This window comes from Hansschlegelia sp., assembly GCF_035538955.1.
Lineage (GTDB): Bacteria > Pseudomonadota > Alphaproteobacteria > Rhizobiales > Methylopilaceae > Methylopila.
The window spans coordinates 128856-146473 of sequence record NZ_DATLJK010000015.1 but is presented as its reverse complement, the minus strand read 5'-3'; the positions used below and the strand labels follow the sequence as shown (position 1 = coordinate 146473).

18 protein-coding genes and 1 tRNA gene are annotated in these 17618 nt (G+C 68.8%); 8 read left to right on the top strand and 11 right to left on the bottom strand.

What is annotated here, in order from left to right; all coding sequences use genetic code 11:
* The first annotated feature begins 36 nt into the window (after nucleotides 1-36).
* Nucleotides 37-471: a YciI family protein gene (locus tag VM780_RS12640; RefSeq protein ID WP_325447849.1), complete on the top strand. Its 435-nt coding sequence runs from the start codon at nucleotides 37-39 to the stop codon at nucleotides 469-471.
* A 10-nt stretch (nucleotides 472-481) separates the two neighbouring features.
* Here VM780_RS12640 and VM780_RS12635 read toward each other — a convergent pair whose 3' ends face one another.
* Together VM780_RS12635 and VM780_RS12630 are read right to left on the bottom strand one after the other, a co-directional pair.
* Nucleotides 482-1903, bottom strand: coding sequence for a sensor histidine kinase (locus VM780_RS12635; RefSeq protein ID WP_325447847.1), 1422 nt, complete (start codon nucleotides 1901-1903; stop codon nucleotides 482-484).
* Entirely contained in the window at nucleotides 1900-2574 is a 675-nt protein-coding gene (locus VM780_RS12630) for a response regulator transcription factor (RefSeq protein WP_325447845.1), read from the bottom strand. Before VM780_RS12630 ends, VM780_RS12635 begins: the two co-directional genes overlap by 4 nt.
* A 317-nt stretch (nucleotides 2575-2891) precedes the next feature.
* On the opposite strand from VM780_RS12630, the gene VM780_RS12625 reads away from it, so the two are divergent.
* From VM780_RS12625 to VM780_RS12615, 3 genes are all read left to right on the top strand, one after another.
* Nucleotides 2892-3074: a hypothetical protein gene (locus tag VM780_RS12625; RefSeq protein ID WP_325447843.1), complete on the top strand. Its 183-nt coding sequence runs from the start codon at nucleotides 2892-2894 to the stop codon at nucleotides 3072-3074.
* Entirely contained in the window at nucleotides 2992-3975 is a 984-nt protein-coding gene (locus VM780_RS12620) for a 2OG-Fe(II) oxygenase family protein (protein WP_325447841.1), read from the top strand. Before VM780_RS12625 ends, VM780_RS12620 begins: the two co-directional genes overlap by 83 nt.
* Before the next feature lie 80 nt (nucleotides 3976-4055).
* A complete protein-coding gene (locus VM780_RS12615; RefSeq protein ID WP_325447839.1) occupies nucleotides 4056-5774 on the top strand; it encodes a sugar-transfer associated ATP-grasp domain-containing protein in 1719 nt (572 codons plus the stop codon).
* A gap of 127 nt (nucleotides 5775-5901) precedes the next feature.
* Here the strand turns inward: VM780_RS12615 and VM780_RS12610 are convergent.
* A tRNA-Ala gene (locus VM780_RS12610) sits at nucleotides 5902-5977 on the bottom strand.
* A gap of 133 nt (nucleotides 5978-6110) precedes the next feature.
* Here VM780_RS12610 and VM780_RS12605 point away from each other — a divergent pair.
* Nucleotides 6111-6401 (top strand): YggT family protein, encoded by a 291-nt coding sequence (locus VM780_RS12605; RefSeq protein WP_325447837.1) that lies wholly within the window; start codon nucleotides 6111-6113, stop codon nucleotides 6399-6401.
* Nucleotides 6402-6414: 13 nt separating this feature from the next.
* Here VM780_RS12605 and VM780_RS12600 read toward each other — a convergent pair whose 3' ends face one another.
* The 6 genes from VM780_RS12600 to dnaK all read right to left on the bottom strand — a co-directional run bounded on the left by VM780_RS12600 (nucleotide 6415) and on the right by dnaK (nucleotide 12462).
* Nucleotides 6415-7044 (bottom strand): response regulator transcription factor, encoded by a 630-nt coding sequence (locus tag VM780_RS12600; protein WP_325447835.1) that lies wholly within the window; start codon nucleotides 7042-7044, stop codon nucleotides 6415-6417.
* A 139-nt stretch (nucleotides 7045-7183) separates the two neighbouring features.
* A complete protein-coding gene (pyrF, locus tag VM780_RS12595) occupies nucleotides 7184-7924 on the bottom strand; it encodes an orotidine-5'-phosphate decarboxylase (protein ID WP_325447833.1) in 741 nt (246 codons plus the stop codon).
* On the bottom strand, nucleotides 7921-8502 hold the full coding sequence (locus VM780_RS12590; protein ID WP_325447831.1) for an NAD(P)H-dependent oxidoreductase: 582 nt from the start codon (nucleotides 8500-8502) through the stop codon (nucleotides 7921-7923). The genes pyrF and VM780_RS12590 overlap by 4 nt, the downstream gene beginning before the upstream one ends.
* Nucleotides 8503-8593: 91 nt before the next feature.
* Nucleotides 8594-9217: a class I SAM-dependent methyltransferase gene (locus tag VM780_RS12585; protein WP_325447829.1), complete on the bottom strand. Its 624-nt coding sequence runs from the start codon at nucleotides 9215-9217 to the stop codon at nucleotides 8594-8596.
* Nucleotides 9218-9315: 98 nt separating this feature from the next.
* Entirely contained in the window at nucleotides 9316-10440 is a 1125-nt protein-coding gene (gene dnaJ, locus VM780_RS12580; protein WP_325447827.1) for a molecular chaperone DnaJ, read from the bottom strand.
* A 114-nt stretch (nucleotides 10441-10554) separates the two neighbouring features.
* Nucleotides 10555-12462 carry a molecular chaperone DnaK gene (gene dnaK / locus VM780_RS12575; protein WP_325447825.1) on the bottom strand — a complete coding sequence of 636 codons (1908 nt, stop codon included), beginning with the start codon at nucleotides 12460-12462 and terminating at the stop codon, nucleotides 10555-10557.
* Nucleotides 12463-12597: 135 nt separating this feature from the next.
* Between dnaK and VM780_RS12570 the strand changes: the two genes are divergently transcribed.
* Nucleotides 12598-13254 (top strand): alpha-ketoglutarate-dependent dioxygenase AlkB, encoded by a 657-nt coding sequence (locus VM780_RS12570; protein ID WP_325447823.1) that lies wholly within the window; start codon nucleotides 12598-12600, stop codon nucleotides 13252-13254.
* On the opposite strand, the gene VM780_RS12565 is transcribed toward VM780_RS12570, so the two are convergent.
* Together VM780_RS12565 and VM780_RS12560 are read right to left on the bottom strand one after the other, a co-directional pair.
* The gene (locus VM780_RS12565) at nucleotides 13255-14289 is read right to left on the bottom strand and encodes a YihY/virulence factor BrkB family protein (protein ID WP_325447821.1); all 1035 of its coding nucleotides are present in this window, start codon (nucleotides 14287-14289) and stop codon (nucleotides 13255-13257) included.
* Between the two features lie 117 nt (nucleotides 14290-14406).
* The gene (locus tag VM780_RS12560; RefSeq protein ID WP_325447819.1) at nucleotides 14407-15771 is read right to left on the bottom strand and encodes a cytochrome P450; all 1365 of its coding nucleotides are present in this window, start codon (nucleotides 15769-15771) and stop codon (nucleotides 14407-14409) included.
* Nucleotides 15772-16013: 242 nt separating this feature from the next.
* Here VM780_RS12560 and VM780_RS12555 point away from each other — a divergent pair, with 242 nt between their 5' ends.
* Together VM780_RS12555 and VM780_RS12550 are read left to right on the top strand one after the other, a co-directional pair.
* Nucleotides 16014-16358: a hypothetical protein gene (locus VM780_RS12555; RefSeq protein WP_325447817.1), complete on the top strand. Its 345-nt coding sequence runs from the start codon at nucleotides 16014-16016 to the stop codon at nucleotides 16356-16358.
* A 110-nt stretch (nucleotides 16359-16468) separates the two neighbouring features.
* On the top strand, nucleotides 16469-17587 hold the full coding sequence (locus tag VM780_RS12550) for a carboxylate-amine ligase (protein WP_325447815.1): 1119 nt from the start codon (nucleotides 16469-16471) through the stop codon (nucleotides 17585-17587).
* Nucleotides 17588-17618: the final 31 nt, after the last annotated feature.

Below are 17618 nucleotides of genomic sequence, written 5' to 3'. Positions count from 1 at the left end.
GGCGGCTGTCTCGCCGCCAGAGCCTGGAGGAATGCGATGCGCTTCATGATCATCCGCAAGGCCGACGCCGACACCGAAGCGGGCAAGATGCCCTCCGAGGCGCTCCTGCAGGCGATGGGCGATTACAACAAGCAGATGCTGGAGGCCGGCGTGATGATCACCGGCGAAGGGCTGAAGCCGACATCCGCCGGCGCGCGCGTCAGGATCTCCCGCGACGGGACCGCTCCGGTCGTGACCGACGGGCCCTTCGCGGAGTCCAAGGAGCTGATCGCCGGCTTCACCATCATCGAAGTCGCCTCGCGGGAGCAAGCGCTTGACTGGGTCAGACGCTGGCCGCGCGAGGACGCGCCCGTCGAACTCGAGCTCCGGCAGGTCTATGAGCTCTCGGACTTCGCCGTGGACCCGGCCGAGAAGCCGGATGGCTGGCGCGCCATGGAGCAGGCGTTCAGGGATCGCGAAGGCGGCCGCTGAGGCGGTGGGCTTATCCGAACGGGCTGCCAGCCGGCTCCAAAGGCGCGACGCTCCGGTGCGGCCGCCGCCCGGGCTCCGCGGCGTCCTCGGCCGGAACGAAGACCGCGGGAAACCGCATCGTCGCGATCGCGCCGCCGTCCGGCAGGTTGGCGAGCTCCAGCGATCCGCCATGCGCCGCCATCGTGCGCTCGACGATGGAGAGTCCAATGCCTAGGCCCTCACGCCGGTCGCTCCGGCCGCGCGCGGCCAGCCGCGCGACCGGATCGAGCTTGTCGGGCGGAAATCCTGCGCCTTCATCCAGCACCGCGACGCTGCCGTCGCTCGCCGTGCGGATCACGACTGTCGACCCCGGCGGCGCGTGGTTGAGCGCATTGTCCACCAGGTTTCGCAGCGCGCGGAAAATGTAGTCTCCGGCGCCGTCGACGAGGATCGGGCCGGGCGGTCCATCGACCGCGATCAGCCGACCGCGCGCCACGGCGAGCGGCGCGCAGAACCGCCCCACATCCGTCGCGACCGCGGTCAGATCCACCTTGTCGTGCGGCTCGAACTGGATGCGTCCGAGCCGGACGTGGTCGAGCAGCTGCTCGACGAGGCGTTCCATGGGCGCCAGATCCTGGGCGATCTCGCGCGCGAGCGGCTCGTCCGCCATGGCGACCCGCGCCTTGACGATCGCGAGCGGCGTGCGCAGCTCGTGGGCGACGTCGCTCACGAAGGTCTCGAGATTCTCGTAGCCGTACTGCATCCGGTCCAGCGCGCTGTTCACGGCGCGCACCAGCACGAGCACGTCGTCGGGAAGGCCGTCCTCGCGCAGTCGACGCCCGACGCTTTTCGGGCCGATCTCCCCGGCGTCCTCCGCAGCGCGGCTGAGCGGCTTCAGCGCGATCCGAGCGACGACCACGAAGGTCGCCAGCACCGCGCCCACGAAGGGCAGCCACAGCCAGCCGATGTCGAGCACGAACTCTTCCAGGATCGAGTCGTAGATCACGTCGCTGATCGGGAAGGCGACCTGGACAAAGAACGGCGTGGGCCGCTCATATCGTGCGCTGAGCCCATATTGCGGCGCGCCGGCCGTCCCGCCTGCGAGCTCGAAATAGGACTCTTGGGCGTTCCCGAGCGGAATGAGGGGCTCCGTCTGCCCCTCCGAGGCCGCGAGGATCCTGCCGTCTTCAGCCACCACCGCGAAACGTCCGCCCGCGCCGCGGAGCGCCCTAAGGGTGGAGTGGCGGAGATCGACGCCGAACGCCGCCCCTTCGCCGTGCGCCCCTTTGACGAGCGTCGACGCGAAGTTCCGGAGCGTGCCCTCGCGGAACCGGTCATTGATCGCGCCATAACGGAGATACAGGAAGGTCGCCGCCGCCGCGACGGCGACGACGCTGACCAGAGCGATGCCCATCACCAGCCGCCGGAACAGCGTGGAGCCGAGATGCGTCACCGCGACGTCTCCGTGAGCAGATAGCCGATGCCCCGGAGATTGTGGATGTCGACGCCGGCCCCCGCGCCTTCGAGCTTTTTGCGGAGCCGGTGAATGAGCACTTCTATGGCGTTGTCGCTGACCTCGTCGTCGAAGCCGTAGAGCGCCTCCTCGATCGTCGACTTCGCGATCACCTGTCCGTTCCGGCGCACCAACAGTTCCAGCGCGCCGACCTCCTTGCGCGTGAGCCGCAGCTCGGCGCCGGAGACCTTCACGGCGCGCGTCGCCGAATTCACCTCGACATTCGCCTGCCGAAGCACGACGTCGAGCGCGGTCCCGGGGCGCCGCAGCAGGGCGCGCAGCCGGGCCACGAGTTCTTCCACTCTGAAGGGCTTGAGGAGGTAATCGTCGGCGCCGGCGTTCAGCCCGTCGACGATCGCGTTGCAGCCGTCACGCGCCGTGAGGATCAGGACCGGGCAGGCGTACCGGCGGCGGATGTCCCTCAAGAGCTCCATGCCGTCCCGGTCGGGGAGTCCGAGGTCGAGCACGACCGCCTCGAAGCGGGACGCCGCGAGCGCGTCCTCGGCCTGGCCGGCGTCGGCGACGCGATCGACCGTAAAGCCGCCGGCCCGCAGCGCGTCGGCCGTCACCGCGGCGAGCCGGTCATTGTCCTCGACGAGCAGAATACGCATCGGCCGTGACTCGAGCGGCTCAGGTCGGAAGCGGAAGACTAGCCTCTGATTATGGTTGCGGTGCGACCAGAACAGGGAGCCCGCAGTCACCAGCAGGCGAATACACGCCTCCCCCAGTAACGCAAAACCTCGGTTTGGTCACGGGAATGTAAGCCAGGCGTAAGCCTCGCGGCCAAATCTCCGGCCCGTCCCGAGCAGCGCCTCCCGCGTCAGCTCGCTTTCCAAGACGGCGCGGCGGAATGCGGAATCACGGCCGGAGCAGCGGATTGAACGCGCCGGGAAGCCGTCGCGCCGCGAAGCCGAGCGGACGACTCTCCATGCTGAAGGTCTGCGGCTTCGCGCTCGCCGCGTTCGGCGCGGCGGCCGCTTTCGGCGCCGGGATCGGCGGCCTTCTGGCGGGAACGCGCGGCCTCGGCCATGGCGCTCACGTCCAGAACCCATGGAACGGCGACGGCCTCATCGCGCCGGGTCAGTCCGACATTGACCGAACCATCCACTGACGGCGCGCCGCAAGCGGGCCTCGGGCTATCCCACCTCCTGCGCAAAGGCGCTGAAGACATGAAGACCTGCTCGAACAAAACCAGCAGCGCGGCCAGTACGCTGCTTCATTCAGGCTACGCGATCGTTCGAATGGAGCCTGCCTTCGCCAGAAAACTGGACGACGTGTTTCGGTCCGCGGAGATCTTCTTTGGGCTGCCGGCGGCCGAGAAGGCCGAATTCGCCCGACCGGACATCCTTGAAGGCTACCGCACGCTGGGAGCGGAGTTCTCCCGGACGGCCGAGCGGCCCGACCTCAACGAGACCTTCGCGATGGTGCTGCGCAACCAGACGCGGCCGGATCTCGCGGGCTGGTCGGCCGCCAACCCGCTGCATCGGGCGCTGCGGGCGGCGGCGCATGACTATGTCGAGCTCGTCGACGGCGTTCTGGAGAATCTGAGGCGAGCGATCAATCCCGAGGGCGACGCGGTCGCATCGGCCGAGTTCTCCTATTTCCAGCTGAACCATTACCGGCCGCAGCGGGAGCGTCGCGACCTGCTTCAGGACGCGCACGAGGACGGACATCTGCTGACTGTGGTGACTGCCCGCCAGCCGGGCCTCGAGATCGAGGTCGACGGCGAGTTCGAGGCGGTCTCGCTCGCTCCCGACGAACTGCTGCTCATGCCCGGCGGAATTCTGACGCTGATGACCGGGGGCGCGGTCCAGCCGCTGCTGCACCGGGTCCGCAACGTTCCCGGCGTGGCGGAGCGCTCGTCTTTGATGTTCTTCGTGAACCCGAGTCTGAGGAATCCGCCCCGGGCCTGGGCGCCGGCCAGCGACGGATCCTATCCCGACATCGCGCAGGCGACGATCGAGAGCTCGCAGATGTTCGGGCTCGCCTCGATCGCGGTCGTCGCGGAATGATCGGCTCTCGCGCCCTCCGCCGCCAAAGCAGGCCGGCGCTCGTTCCACAGTTGCTGCTGAGCTTTGCGCTGGCGCTTCCCTTGGCGGCGCTTTCGATCCGCGTCGCGCCCACGTCCGGCTTCACCTCCGTCGCGGCCGCGGTGGAGTTCATTGCGATGGGCGGCGGCCTCTGGGCGGCCTTCCAGGCCTGGCGCCGGCGCGCCGCGCCGGAGCTGAGGCGCGCCTGGATCCAGGCGGCGGTGGGCGCTCTGCTGATCGCCGCGGCGCGCCAGATCGAGGCCCGGCCGTTCGGCCTCGAAGCCCTGGCGCCCGTTGCGGCTCTGGCGCCCGCGGCGCTGTGGATCTGTGCGGGCTACCTGATCTTCGCCTGCGGCCGGCGTTATGCGATGCGCCGGCACGTCGTCGCCATCATGCAGGCGGCAGTCGCGGTCGAAATCCTGGCGCTGGCGCTGAGCGGTGTTTTGGCCGGCGCCGATCCCGGCGTCGCGCGGCTGCAGGAGGCCTGCGAACTGCTGAGCGTCTTGCTGTTCGTCTCAGGCCTCGTGGTCGCCCAGTTCGCATCGATCAAATCCTATCGCTTCCCGCCCGAGGAGGTCGGTAAGCGCGCGCGCCGGCTGCTTTACGATTTCGGGATCGAGGCGCCCCCGCGCTATCCTGCGCCATACCCAATCCTCTTCGAGCCTGGGGCTCGCCACCTCTTCATAATCGCGATGATCGCCTTGTTCGCGCCGCAGGCGGCGCGCGCCGCCAGTCGGGCGAGCGGGCGCGGGGTCGGCAAACAGCTGTTCGACATGCTGCGGCTCGGCTTCGTCGAGCGCATCGACGCCAAGAGCTATTATGTCCACGATCTCTACCGCGCGCCGGCGCGCGCCAGCGAGACCCTGACGCGCGTCGAGACGAAGAACGGGATCAACAGGGCGCTCCAGCAGCTGAGGGCGAACTGGCCCGGCCCGCGTGACATGAACGACAAGCTCGCCTTCTGGCGCGCCTGCGAAGAAAACGGCGTCGCTTCCGCGCCGATCCTCGCCTGCGTCGAAGGCGGCCGCGTCGAACGGCTGGCGGATCTCTCGCGTTTCGACGGCGACCTCTTCGTGAAGGAGCGCAGCGGTCGCGGCGGACGTTTCACGCTGAACTTCGAGCGCGTCGGGCCTTTGCGCTACCGGGACGACGGCGGCTCGGAGATCGACTTCGAGGATCTGATCGCGCGCCTTCAGAAAATGTCGGAGGCGCGTCGCCTGATGGTCCAGCCGAAGCTGCGGAATCATCCGGCGATCAGCGCTCTGGCCGACCAGTCCTTGATCGTGTTTCGGGTGATGACCTGCATGGACTCTTATGGCGCGCCGCGCGTCACCCACGGCGTTATGCGGCTGCTGCGGCGCTTCGAGCCGCACTGGCCGAAGACGCAGGATTCCGACTGGGGCTGCGCGGTCGATGTCGACACCGGCGCGTTCGGCCCGATGACCGGCGACGCGCCGGCCACCGCAACGATCTGGTTCGAGCGCCATCCGGTGACGGGCGAGCAGGTGGCGGGCCGCGTGCTGCAGGAGTGGGGAGCGATCGCGGAGCTCGCGTTGCGCGCGCATCGCGTGTTCGCGTCGCGCGTGCTCGTCGGTTGGGACATTGCGCTCACGCCGGACGGCGCGGTCATCCTCGAGGGCAACAGCAATCCGGACTTCTCCTACATCCAGCGCGTCACCAGGACCCCGGTCGGCCGCTCGCAGCTTGGCGCGCTGCTGAACGTCCATTTCGACGCGCTGACGGCGCAGCTCCTCGAAAGGACCGCCGCGCGCGATCGCTGACAGCCGCGTCGAGGCGCAGCCGGAAGACGAATCGGCCAGGGTGGGTGACGACGCGTCCCGCCGCGCGGCAGCGTGTGGCGGAAGTCCTGTCGCTCGGATCAGGCGAGGAGAAAGCGTCCGGGGAGGCTGGTGGAGCCGAGGGGATTCGAACCCCTGACCTCTGCAGTGCGATTGCAGCGCTCTCCCAACTGAGCTACGGCCCCGCATCCCCGAAGGCGCGCCATTTAGGTTGCCGCCCTGCGGACTGTCAAGCGCCGGCCTCCGCGGCTTGCCGGGCGACCCCGCGGCCGTTAATGGTCGCGCCACAGTTTCGTCGCCAAGAGGCCTCCCCGACGCATGCGCGCGATTCTCGACGTCGTCCTGCTCGCCCTGCAGCTTTATGTCTGGCTGCTGATCGCCTCCGCGATTCTCTCCTGGCTGGTCGCCTTCAACGTGGTCAATCCGCGCAACGGCGTCGTCGCAGGCATCTACGACTTCCTGTACCGCATCACGGAGCCTCTGCTGCGGCCGATCCGGAACATGCTGCCCTTCCTCGGCGGCATCGACATATCGCCGGTCATCCTGCTGCTCATCATCTTCCTGATCCAGCGGGTGATCGTTCTCTATCTCTACCCGGCCGTTTTCTGATCCGACGCCGCCCTCACCGCCCTTCCGTGGCGGACATCACGATCCGCACGAGGTCGGCGGCGTTCTTCGCGCCGAGCTTCTCCATGATGCGGGCGCGATGGACCTCGATGGTGCGCGGGCTGATGCCGAGCCGGCGGCCGGCCTCCTTGTTGGATTGGCCCCCCGCGACCAGGATCAGCACCTCCCGCTCGCGCGGAGTCAGCGCGTCCGCGCCGGGAATCTCGCCCGCGCGGCCGCTTCGCAACGTTGCGTCGGCCCGCGCCTCGCTCGCGGCGAGGGCGTTGCGCACGCGCTGAAGCACGTCGAGCGGATCGAACGGCTTCTCGATGAAGTCGAGGGCCCCGTGGCGGATGGCGTCCACCGCCGTCGGGATATCGGCCGAGCCGGAGATCATGATCACGGGGACGACGGAGCCGCGGGCGTTGAGCTCCCGCAGGACGTCGAGCCCGGATCTGCCGGGCATCAAGACGTCCAGCAGCACGCAGGCCGGCGGTTCATGGGAGTCGCGCGCAAGGAAGAGCTCGCCGTCGCCGAAGCTCTCAACTCTGAAGCCGTCGGCGTCGAACGCTGCGGACAACACGTCTCGGATGGTCTCGTCGTCATCGACGACGCAGACCGTTCCACTCCACGCCACTGAGGGCATCCGCGTCCCCACGCGTTCGACGCCTATACGTGAATTTGCGCATGCAACGTTCAACTAGAGCGCGATCATGATCGCCTGCGCAAGATCATCGTTATTCGATCGTTAATTTCCGCATGAGGCAGAGGCGCGGACGAAGCGATCAGCGCTCGGAAAGCGCCTGTCCGATCTCGGCCAGGATGTTCTCGGCGGCCGCCCGCGGATCGGCGGCCGCGATCACCGGCCGCGCCACGACCAGAAAATCGGCGCCGGCGCGGATCGCCTCCGCCGGAGCGGCGACGCGCTTCTGGTCGCCGAGCGCCGCGCCGGCCGGCCGCACCCCCGGCGTGACCGCCAGGAACGGACGCGGCGCGATCCGCCTCACTGCGGCAAGATCCGTGGGCGCGCAGATCACGCCATTCGCGCCGGCCGCCAGGGTCTGTCCGACGCGGCGGGCGACGAGCTCATCGGGCGTGTCGGAGAACCCGGCCTCGCGCACGTCGGCCGCGTCCCAGGACGTCAGCACGGTCACGCCGAGAATCTTCAGGCTGCTGTCGCCCCGCCCTTCGACCGCGGCGCGAAGCGTCTGCGGATAGGCGTGGACCGTAAGAAAGGCGGCGCCGAGCCGCGCCACCTGGCGCGTGGCCTTCTCCACGGTGGCGCCGATGTCGTGGAGCTTCATGTCCACGAACACCTTCTTGTCCGACCGGGCGAGCCGTTCCGCGAGCACGAGCCCGCCCGCCATCATCAGCTCGAAGCCGATCTTGTAGATGGCGACGGCGTCGCCGAGGCGGGCGACGATCGACTCGGCCTCCGGCACGGTGGCCACATCGAGGCCGACGATCAGCCGGTCCTTCGGATCAGCGGCCGCGGGCGGCTCCGCGGCGGGGCGCGACGCGCTCACGCGAGGCGCGCCGCATGGTCGACGAGCTTCCGGACGACCTCGTCCAGGAAGGCCGCGGTGCGCGGCGCCTTCAGCCCGCCGTCGTCGGAGAACGCTTCCGAGGCATTGCCGACGGCCACCATGTCGGGCAGCACCAGCGCCCCGAGCCCAAGCTCCATCATGGCGCGCAGCTGTGTCAGCCCACGGTAGCCGCCGAGCGCGCCGTTCGAGACGGCGCCAAGGGCGAAGACGCGCTGCTTGAAGGCGGGCAGCGGCGGCCGCCCCTCGATATTGATCCGCGACATCCAGTCGAACGTGTTCTTCAGCAGCGGCGTGAAGCTCGCATTGTATTCCGGGCTTGCGACGAACGCGCCCTGATGATCGAGAAACAGGTCCACGAGGCGCCGGGCGGGCGCGGGAACGCCGTCGCGGGCCTGAAGGTCGGCGTCGTAGAGCGGAAGCGGGTAGTCCCGCAGCGAGATGCGCGTGACCTCGGCGCCGGCGGCCGCAAGCGACTGCGCCGCGGCGACCGCAAGCTTCTCGTTGATGGAGCCGGTCCGGACCGAACCGGCGAACACGACGATCTTGGGTGCTGCCATTTGTAGGCTCCGTGGCGAGCGGAAGGCGCCCCGTCCTGCGTCGCGGCCTTCGGATCAGGCTGTCAGGGCGCGGCGGGCGCGAAGAAACCGATCAGGCCGGTCGACTGTAGATCCACACGCGGGCCGGCGGGAGATTGAGCCAGACGCGGGGTGAGCCGACCGCGCTGGTCAGGCCGATGGCCTCGCGCGGGATGGGGGGCGTTAGCCCGTAGGTGAACTGCACGAAGGGCGCGCCGGGGCGCGACATCTCGAAACATTGTTCGAGAAGCGCAGCCCTCTGGCGCACGGGCTTGGTCAGAAGAGGCAGGCTCGAGACGGTCGCGGTGAGCGGCTGATCGATCCGCCCGGCCAGGGTCTCCCGAACCGTGTAGGCGTCGCCCTGGACGATCGTGACGCCCGGGAAGCGGCGCTCGAGCAGCGGCACGAATTCGCGGTTGTACTCGATCAGGACGAGGCGCTCGGGGGCCACGCCCCGTTCGATCAGCGCCTCCGTCACCGGTCCTGTTCCGGGGCCGATCTCCAGAACGAGGCCAGGCTGCGATGGATCGACGTAGCGAGCCATCATCCGGGCCAGCGCCTTACCGGAGGGGCTGACGGCGCCGGTGACGAGCGGCTTGTCCAGCCAGGATTTCAGGAAGCGCGCCTCGTCGGCGAAATCGATGCCTTTGCCGCGGTTGCCCGACCGGCGTGGAGTCCGTCTCGCGATCTCGAGCATGGACGCAGGGAACTCCGATGAAGGAGGCGGCGGGCGCCGGAGCGATTCCGGCATGTGAGGATGATAGTCGGCACGGCGGCTCGGCAAGCGCCAGAAGGTCACGCGCCGCCAAAAAACTCCTTAACCCGACTGAAGAAGCCGGTCGACTCAGGATGGTTCGAATCCGACGCTTCCGCCGCGAACTCTTCGAGCAGATCCCGCTGCCGCCGCGTCAGCCGCTGCGGAATCTCGACATTCGCCTGAATGTACATGTCGCCGAAATCCTTGGTGCGCAGCACCGGCATGCCCTTGCCCTTCAGGCGGAACTGCATGCCGGACTGGGTGCCCTCCGGGATCTTCACCCGCGTGCGCCCGCCGTCGATCGTCGGCACCTCGAAGGAGCCGCCGAGCGCGGCCGTGGTCATCGCGATGGGCACCCGGCAGTAGAGATCCGCCCCGTCGCGCTGGAACAGCGGATGGCTCTCAAGCGACAGGAAGATATAGAGGTCGCCGGCCGGGCCGCCACGAAGGCCCGCCTCGCCTTCGCCGGAGAGGCGGATGCGGGTCCCGTCCTCGACTCCGGCCGGGATCGCGACCTCGAGCATGCGCTCCTTGGTGATCCGGCCGGCTCCGGCGCATTCCTCGCAGGGATCGTCGATCGTCTCGCCCCGGCCATGGCAGGTCGGGCAGGTGCGCTCCATCAGGAAGAAGCCCTGGCTCGAGCGGATCTTGCCGGCGCCGCCGCAGGTCGGGCACTGCTTCGGACGGGAGCCGGGCTTCGCGCCGGTGCCGGAGCAGGCCTCGCAGGCGACGCTCGTCGGGATCCGGATCTGCGCGGTCTTGCCCGAATAGGCGTCCTCGAGCGTGATCTCCATGTTGTAGCGGAGGTCGGCGCCACGCTCGCGGCCGCCAGACGAGCGGCCGCCTCGGGACCGGCCCTCTCCGAAGAAGGACTCGAAGATGTCCGACATGAAGTCGGACATGTCGGCCCCGCGCCCGGGACCGCCCATCCCGCCCTGCTCGAAGGCCGCGTGACCGAAGCGGTCGTAGGCGGCGCGCTTCTGCGGATCCTTCAGGCAGTCATAAGCGGCGTTCAGCTCCTTGAAGCGCGCCTCCGCCTGGGCGTCTCCCGGATTGCGGTCGGGGTGCCAGCGCATCGCAGCCTTGCGGTAAGCGGCCTTCAGCTCGCCGTCGCTCGCCGTGCGCTCGACTTCGAGAACCTCATAAAAATCGCGTCTGGACATGGGCGTCTTCGTCAGGCGCTCGCTGGCGTTCCGGTGCAGGGATCGAGTGGAACGAGAGCGACCCCCGACGCTTCCCTGAAGAAAGCGGCGAGGGTCGCGATCGTGTCGTCAGCCTCAGGCCGACTTCTTCTTGTCGTCGACTTCCTCGAAGTCCGCGTCGACGACGTCGTCCTTGGCATCTCCCGCCGAAGCCGAAGCGTCAGCGCCAGACTCGCCGGCCTGACCCTGGGCGTACATGGCCTCGCCAAGCTTCATCGAGGCCTGGGCCAGCGCGTTAGTCTTGGCCTGGATGGCCTCGACGTCGTCGCCAGCGACCGCCGTCCGCAGCTCCGCCACGGCGGCCTCGATCGCGGGCTTCTCGCCCGCAGCCTTGTCGCCGAGCTCGCCGAGCGTCTTCTCGGTCGAGTGGATCAGCGCCTCGGCCTGGTTGCGAGCCTCGACAAGCGCGCGACGCTTCTTGTCCTCGGCCGCGTTGGCTTCAGCCTCCTTCACCATCTTCTCGATGTCGGCGTCCGAAAGGCCGCCGCTCGCCTGGATCCGGATCTGCTGCTCCTTGTTCGTCGCCTTGTCCTTGGCCGAGACGTTGACGATGCCGTTAGCATCGATGTCGAACGTCACCTCGATCTGCGGCACGCCGCGCGGCGCCGGCGGGATGCCGACGAGGTCGAACTGGCCGAGGATCTTGTTGTCCGCAGCCATCTCGCGCTCGCCCTGGAAGACGCGGATCGTCACGGCGTTCTGGCCGTCTTCGGCGGTCGAGAAGGTCTGGCTCTTCTTCGTCGGGATCGTCGTGTTGCGGTCGATCAGGCGCGTGAACACGCCGCCGAGCGTCTCGATGCCGAGCGACAGCGGGGTGACGTCGAGCAGCAGCACGTCCTTCACGTCGCCCTGCAGCACGCCCGCCTGGATCGCGGCGCCGATGGCGACGACCTCGTCCGGGTTGACGCCCTTGTGGGGCTCCTTGCCGAAGAACTGCTTCACGACCTCATGCACCTTCGGCATGCGGGTCATGCCGCCGACCAGAACCACCTCGTCGATCTGACCGGCGGAGACGCCGGCGTCCTTGAGCGCCGCCTTGCAGGGCTCGATCGTGCGCTGGATCAGGTCGTCCACGAGGCTCTCGAACTTCGCGCGGGTGAGCTTGAGCGCGAGGTGCTTCGGACCGGACGCGTCGGCCGTGATGTAAGGCAGGTTGATATCGGTCTGGCTCGCGGAGGAGAGCTCGATCTTGGCCTTCTCGGCGGCTTCCTTCAGGCGCTGGAGAGCGAGCTTGTCGTTCCTGAGATCGATGCCCTGCTCGCGCTTGAACTCGTCGGCCAGATAGCCGACCAGCCGCATGTCGAAGTCCTCGCCGCCGAGGAAGGTGTCGCCGTTGGTCGACTTCACCTCGAACACGCCGTCGCCGATCTCGAGCACCGACACGTCGAACGTGCCGCCGCCGAGGTCATAGACCGCGATCGTGCCGGAGGACTTCTTGTCGAGGCCATAGGCCAGCGCGGCCGCGGTCGGCTCATTGATGATGCGCAGCACCTCGAGGCCGGCGATCCGGCCGGCGTCCTTGGTCGCCTGACGCTGGCTGTCGTTGAAGTAGGCCGGGACGGTGATCACCGCCTGGTCGACCTTCTGGCCGAGATGCGCCTCGGCGGTCTCCTTCATCTTCTGCAGCGTGAAGGCGGAAATCTGTGACGGCGAATAGGGCTTGCCGTCCGCCTCGACCCAGGCGTCGCCATTGTCGCCCTTGATGATCTTGTACGGGACGAGCTTCTTGTCCTTCTCGACCGTCGGGTCGTCGAAGCGGCGGCCGATCAGCCGCTTGACCGCGAAGAAGGTCCGATCCGGGTTCGTCACCGCCTGGCGCTTCGCCGGCTGACCTACGAGGCGCTCGCCGCTGTCGGTGAATGCGACGATCGACGGCGTCGTGCGCGCGCCTTCCGAATTCTCGATGACCTTCGGCTGGGCCCCGTCCATGACGGCGACGCAGGAGTTCGTCGTTCCGAGATCGATCCCGATGACCTTGCCCATGACTCTCACTTCCTCATCTTCTTAAGCGGACCGGAACGGCCCCGAAGCGGCCTTGCGGAGGCGGCGGGATCGGCCTCCACAACCCTTCGGTCCCTTGGAAATCCGCGGGTTTCGCGGGTCGGCGGGTATATAAGGATGGCGGTTTCTGGTCGCAAGGCGGGCGATGACGCGGCTGTGAGCGGCGCGCTCGCGGGGCTGCGTCTGCGGCCCGGCTACCTCTCATCGGAGGCGCAGCGCGATCTGCTCGCGAGGCTGCGGGCGGCGCTCGCCGAGGCGCCGCTGTTCACCCCCGTCATGCCGCGCACCGGCAAGCCGTTCTCGGTGCGGATGAGCAATCTCGGCCCGCTCGGATGGGTCTCGGATGCGGAAGGCGGCTATCGCTATCAGGCGACCCATCCGGTCACCGGAAGGCCTTGGCCGGCGATCCCGGACATATTGCTGCAGGCGTGGCGCGAGATCGGCGGCTATCCGGCGCCGCCGGAGGCCTGCCTGGTGAACTGGTACGCGTCGGGCGCCCGGATGGGTCTGCATCAGGACCGCGACGAACAGGATTTTGACGCGCCAGTGGTTTCTCTCTCGCTCGGCGACACGGCGCTGTTCCGGATCGGCGGCTTGAGGCGATCCGACCCGACGCGTTCGTTCCGGCTCGCCTCGGGGGACGCGATGGCGCTTGCCGGAGATAGCCGGCTTGCTTTCCACGGCGTTGACCGGATTTATCCCGGCAGTTCGGCGCTGCTCCCGCAGGGCGGCCGCATCAACCTGACGCTGCGTCGCGTCTCGCCGCCCGGTTGATCAGGGCGCGACCGTGTCGGCCATCTGGGCGCCCCTCAGTCCCATCGGACGCGGGGCGCCGGTCGTGGTGTCCTCCGCCGTCTGGTGCTCCATCTCGGCGTTCAGTTCGCCGCCGAGCAGCACCACGATGACCGAGATCCAGATCCAGGTCATGAAGCCGATCACCGCGCCGAGCGAACCGTAGGTCTCGTTGTAGGTCGCCATGTTGGCCGCATACCAGGAGAAGCCCGCGGACGCGGCGATCCATATGATCGCCGCGACGAGCGAGCCTGGGGCGGCCCAACGCCACTGCGGCCGGGCGCGGCTCGGGCCGAAGCGGTAGAGCAGGGTCAGCCCGAGCAGCACCGCGCAGAGCAGCAGCGGCCAGCGCCCGAGCGACAGCAGCGTCTCCGCGCGGTCGCCGAGACCGACAAAATCGAGCGCGATCGGCAGCACGACGACGGCGTTGAAGGCGAACAGCAGGAACAGGATCGCGCCGGCGGTGAAGGTCAGCGAGATGAGGTTCAGGCGGACGAAGCTGCGCTTCTCCTGCTCGTCGTAGACGACATTGAGCGCGTCGAAGAGCGCCTTCACCCCCGCATTCGCGCTCCACAGCGCGGCCCCGAGGCCGAACACGAAGGCGAAGCCGAGCGACCCGTCGCCCTTGGTGACGATGCGCGTGACCTGATCCCGGATGATGTCCAGCGCTCCTCCGGGGACGACGCCTGCGAAAGAGGAGAGGTGGTCGTTGAGCGTCGAGAGATCCGCCGTGAGGCCGTAGAGCGAAACCAGCGCGACGATCGCCGGGAAGATCGCCAGCAGAGCATAGAAGGTGACGCCGGCCGCGACCGCCAGGATGCGGTCGTCCGAGATCTCGGCGTAAACCCGCATCAGGACTTCCTTCCAGCCGCGGGCGGGGATCTCCGTCGGCGTGCGAGCGTCCTTGCCGCGGGCGTGGAGGCGGCGCGCCTGCGCCTCCGCCGCGTCTGGCTCCGGCGGGCCAGAAGAAAAGGCCGCCGCCGCGACCACTCCCGCGGCCGCGATCCCGCTCGCCATCAGGAGGACATTGTCGATGATCGCCTCAAGGCGCCGATCCGGTTGAACTGGTTCTGATTTTCGCACGCGCCGCACCCTGTTAGCGGGGTTCAACGCAGAACTTGCCTTGTCGTTGCCTCAATCTCGCCGCGGCGCGATCCGCATCGGCATCCCGCGGCCCGGCCGCAGCGTGACGCGCAGCCGCAGCTCCGGCTCGAAACCGGCCCGGAGCGAAGGCCGCGTTGCGCGCAGCAGCGTCGCCAGGATGAGGAGGCCTTCGATCATCGCGAAGCTCATGCCGATGCAGATGCGCGGCCCGGCGCCGAACGGCAGATAGGCGTAGCGGTGACGCGCCTTGACGGCCTCCGGAGCGAACCTCTCCGGATCGAAGACATCGGGCGCCTCCCACAGCAGTTCGTGCCGATGCACTGCATAGATGGGGATGTAGACCTGAGCGCCGGCGGGAAGCTCCTCGGCGCCGATCCGCACCGGGCGGACCGCCTCGCGCACCACCACGGCGGCGGGCGGATAGAGCCGCATCGCCTCCTGCAGCACCTGCCGCGTATAGGCGAGCCCCGCCACATGCTCGGCCGAGAGCGCGCCGCCGCCCGTCACCTGTTCGATCTCCGCCCTGATCCGCTCCGCCGCCTCGGGGCGCCGGTCCAGGAGGTAGAACGTCCAGGTGAGCGCGAGCGCGGTCGTCTCGTGGCCGGCCGTGATGAAGGTCAGGATGTTGTCCGCAAGATCGCGGTCGCTCATGGCGTGGCCCGTCTCAGGGTCGCGCGCGGCGAGCAGCAGCGCCAGAAGGTCGTCCCGCGCCTCGGGCGCGCCGCGCCGCTTTGCGATCATCCCGACGATCTCGCGGCGCAGGAACCGCCTGGCGCGGTCGCTCCGCAGGCGGCCCGGGTGGGGCAGCCAGCGCGGCAATCGGGCGATCGACATGGCGATCACCCAGCCGAGCGGATCCAGATAGTCGTTGACCGCATGTTCGACCCGCTCGGCGTCAATCCCGTCGTGGCCAAGCATCGTTCGCACGATCACGTCGTAGGTGGTCAGCATCATCTCGCGTGCGACGTCGAGCTCCGCGCCGCCGGCCGCCAGCCAGCGCTCGCGGGTCGTCTCCGCGGCGGCGACCATCTGAGGCGCGAAGGCCAGGATGCGCTCATGCCGGAAGATCGGGGAGGCGGCGCGACGCTGCCAGCGCCAGTCGGCGCCCTCGGCGGTGAGCAGCGCGTCGCCGAGGGCGGGACGCAGCGCGCGGCGCATCGTATCCGCCTTCTGGAACGCGTCGGCGCGGTCGACGAGGGTCTCGCGGATCAGATCCGGATCGCAGAAGAACGCGACGTCCCGGCCGGCGAAGCGCCGCCGATACACCCTCTCTCGGTAGACCGCGCGCGGCCAGATCTCGATCGGGTTGCGGACCGCCGTCCGCAGCAGGCGGAAGGCGTCGAGCGGCTCGGAAGGCGGATCTACGCGGGCGAGGGCAGGGCTCAGCGTCGTCATGCGGTCAGCCACTCCCGGCGGCGCGTCGGCGCGCCGCCGCTGTTTCCGAGTTCGGACATATGGTCCGCCCCGCGCCCCGGCCATCGGCGACGGAGCCGCGCCGAATCGAGGGCCGCTGGTCAACGATTAACGCTTTGCGGCCTCGTTCTATCGGACGCCCGCCGCGGAGCTGGCCGCCAAGGATCGCCGCGGTAGCTAATCGGCGTCGATCTTCTTCAACGAAGCATCATGGGAGGCTTGTTTTGAAAACGTCTTCTGTCCTGAGCGTCGCGGCCGCGCTGCTGGTCGCTGGTCTGGCGTACGGACCCGCCGGCGCGGCCGAGCCGACGCGGGCCGCCGCCGCGAGCGCCGGCAGTTCCGGCCAGCCCGTCTCCAGCGCCTCTTCTGAGCGCCTGTCGGGGCCTCTGCAGCTCGTCGACTATCGCCGCGATCGGCGCGTCGAGAGGCACCGGCGCGTCCATAGGCATCAGCGCGCCTCGCGCTACAGCCTCCGCTACATGCACCGCAAGGGCCGCTGGTGCGGCAAGTGGTACGGCCGCCGCTGCTATTACACGCCGGGTCCGCTCCGGCCGCTGCGCCAGCGCTGACGCCGTCGCTGAAGTTCCGGCCGCCTGCGCGCTGAACGCGGCCGCGGCGGCCGGACCGGCGCACCTTCGATATTCCCGGCGCCGCGATCGGCGCGTTGGAGCCCCACTGCATGGCTGACGAGTTCCAGTTCGGAATCGAGGAGGAGTATTTCCTCGCGGACGCCGTCACCGGCAGAAGTCCGGACGGGGCCACCGCCGACAGATTCCATGAGGCCGCGAGCCGGTTCGTCAAACCGGCTTCGCATGAACTGCTCAAGGGTCAGGTCGAGGTGCAGACGGAGCCCGGCGTAAGCTTCGACGAGGCCTGCGCGGCGCTCCGAGGCATGCGGCGCGAGCTGGCCGCCATCGCGCAGGACTGCGGCCTTCTGCTGCTCGCCTCCGGAACGCACCCGCTGGCTCAGGCGCGGGAGCAGGAGACCACGGAGAAGGAGCGCTACAAGCGGCTCGAATCCGAGTTCGGCATCATCGCGCAGCGGGCGATGATCTGCGCCATGCACATCCATGTGGAAGCGCCCGACCCGGGCCGCCGCATCGATCTGATGAACCGGCTCGTTCCGTTCATTCCGCTCCTGCTCGCGCTGTCGGTGTCGTCGCCCTTCTGGCAGGGGCGGGAAACCGGCATCAAAGCGTTCCGACTGACCGCGTTCGCGCAATGGCCGCGGATGGGCGTGCCGGAGATCTTCCGGAGCCAGGAGGAATACCAGCGTTACATCGACATCCTGGTCGGCGCCGGGATCGTCGAGGACGCCAGCTTCGTCTGGTGGCACATCAGGCCCTCGACGCATTACCCGACGATTGAGCTGCGGGTCTGCGACAGCTGCCCGCGCGTCGAGGATGCGGTCGCGATCGCGGCGCTCTACCAGGCGCTGATGCGCTGCGTCGCCCGTCGGCCGGAAATCAACGCCGACGTGGGCCCTGTCGAACGGGGAATCTGCGGGCAGAACATCTGGCTCGCCCAGCAGCACGGCGTGGAGGCCCGCCTGATCGACGCCGAGGGTCGCGCTAGGCCCGTCGCCGAGCAACTCGACGCGATCATCGACATGACCAGCGAGGACGCGGCAGCGCTCGGCTCCGCCGGTTGGATCGCCCGTTTGCCGGAGATCGCGCGGCGCGGCGCGGCGGCCGACCGACAGCTCGCGATCCATGAGGACGCGCGCGCCAGGGGCGAAGGACGGGAGGAGGCCCTCAAGCGCGTCGTGCGGGCGATTGCGGAAGAGACGGGAAGCTAGCCCGCAGCCGGGCCGAGGCGGCCCTCAAGAA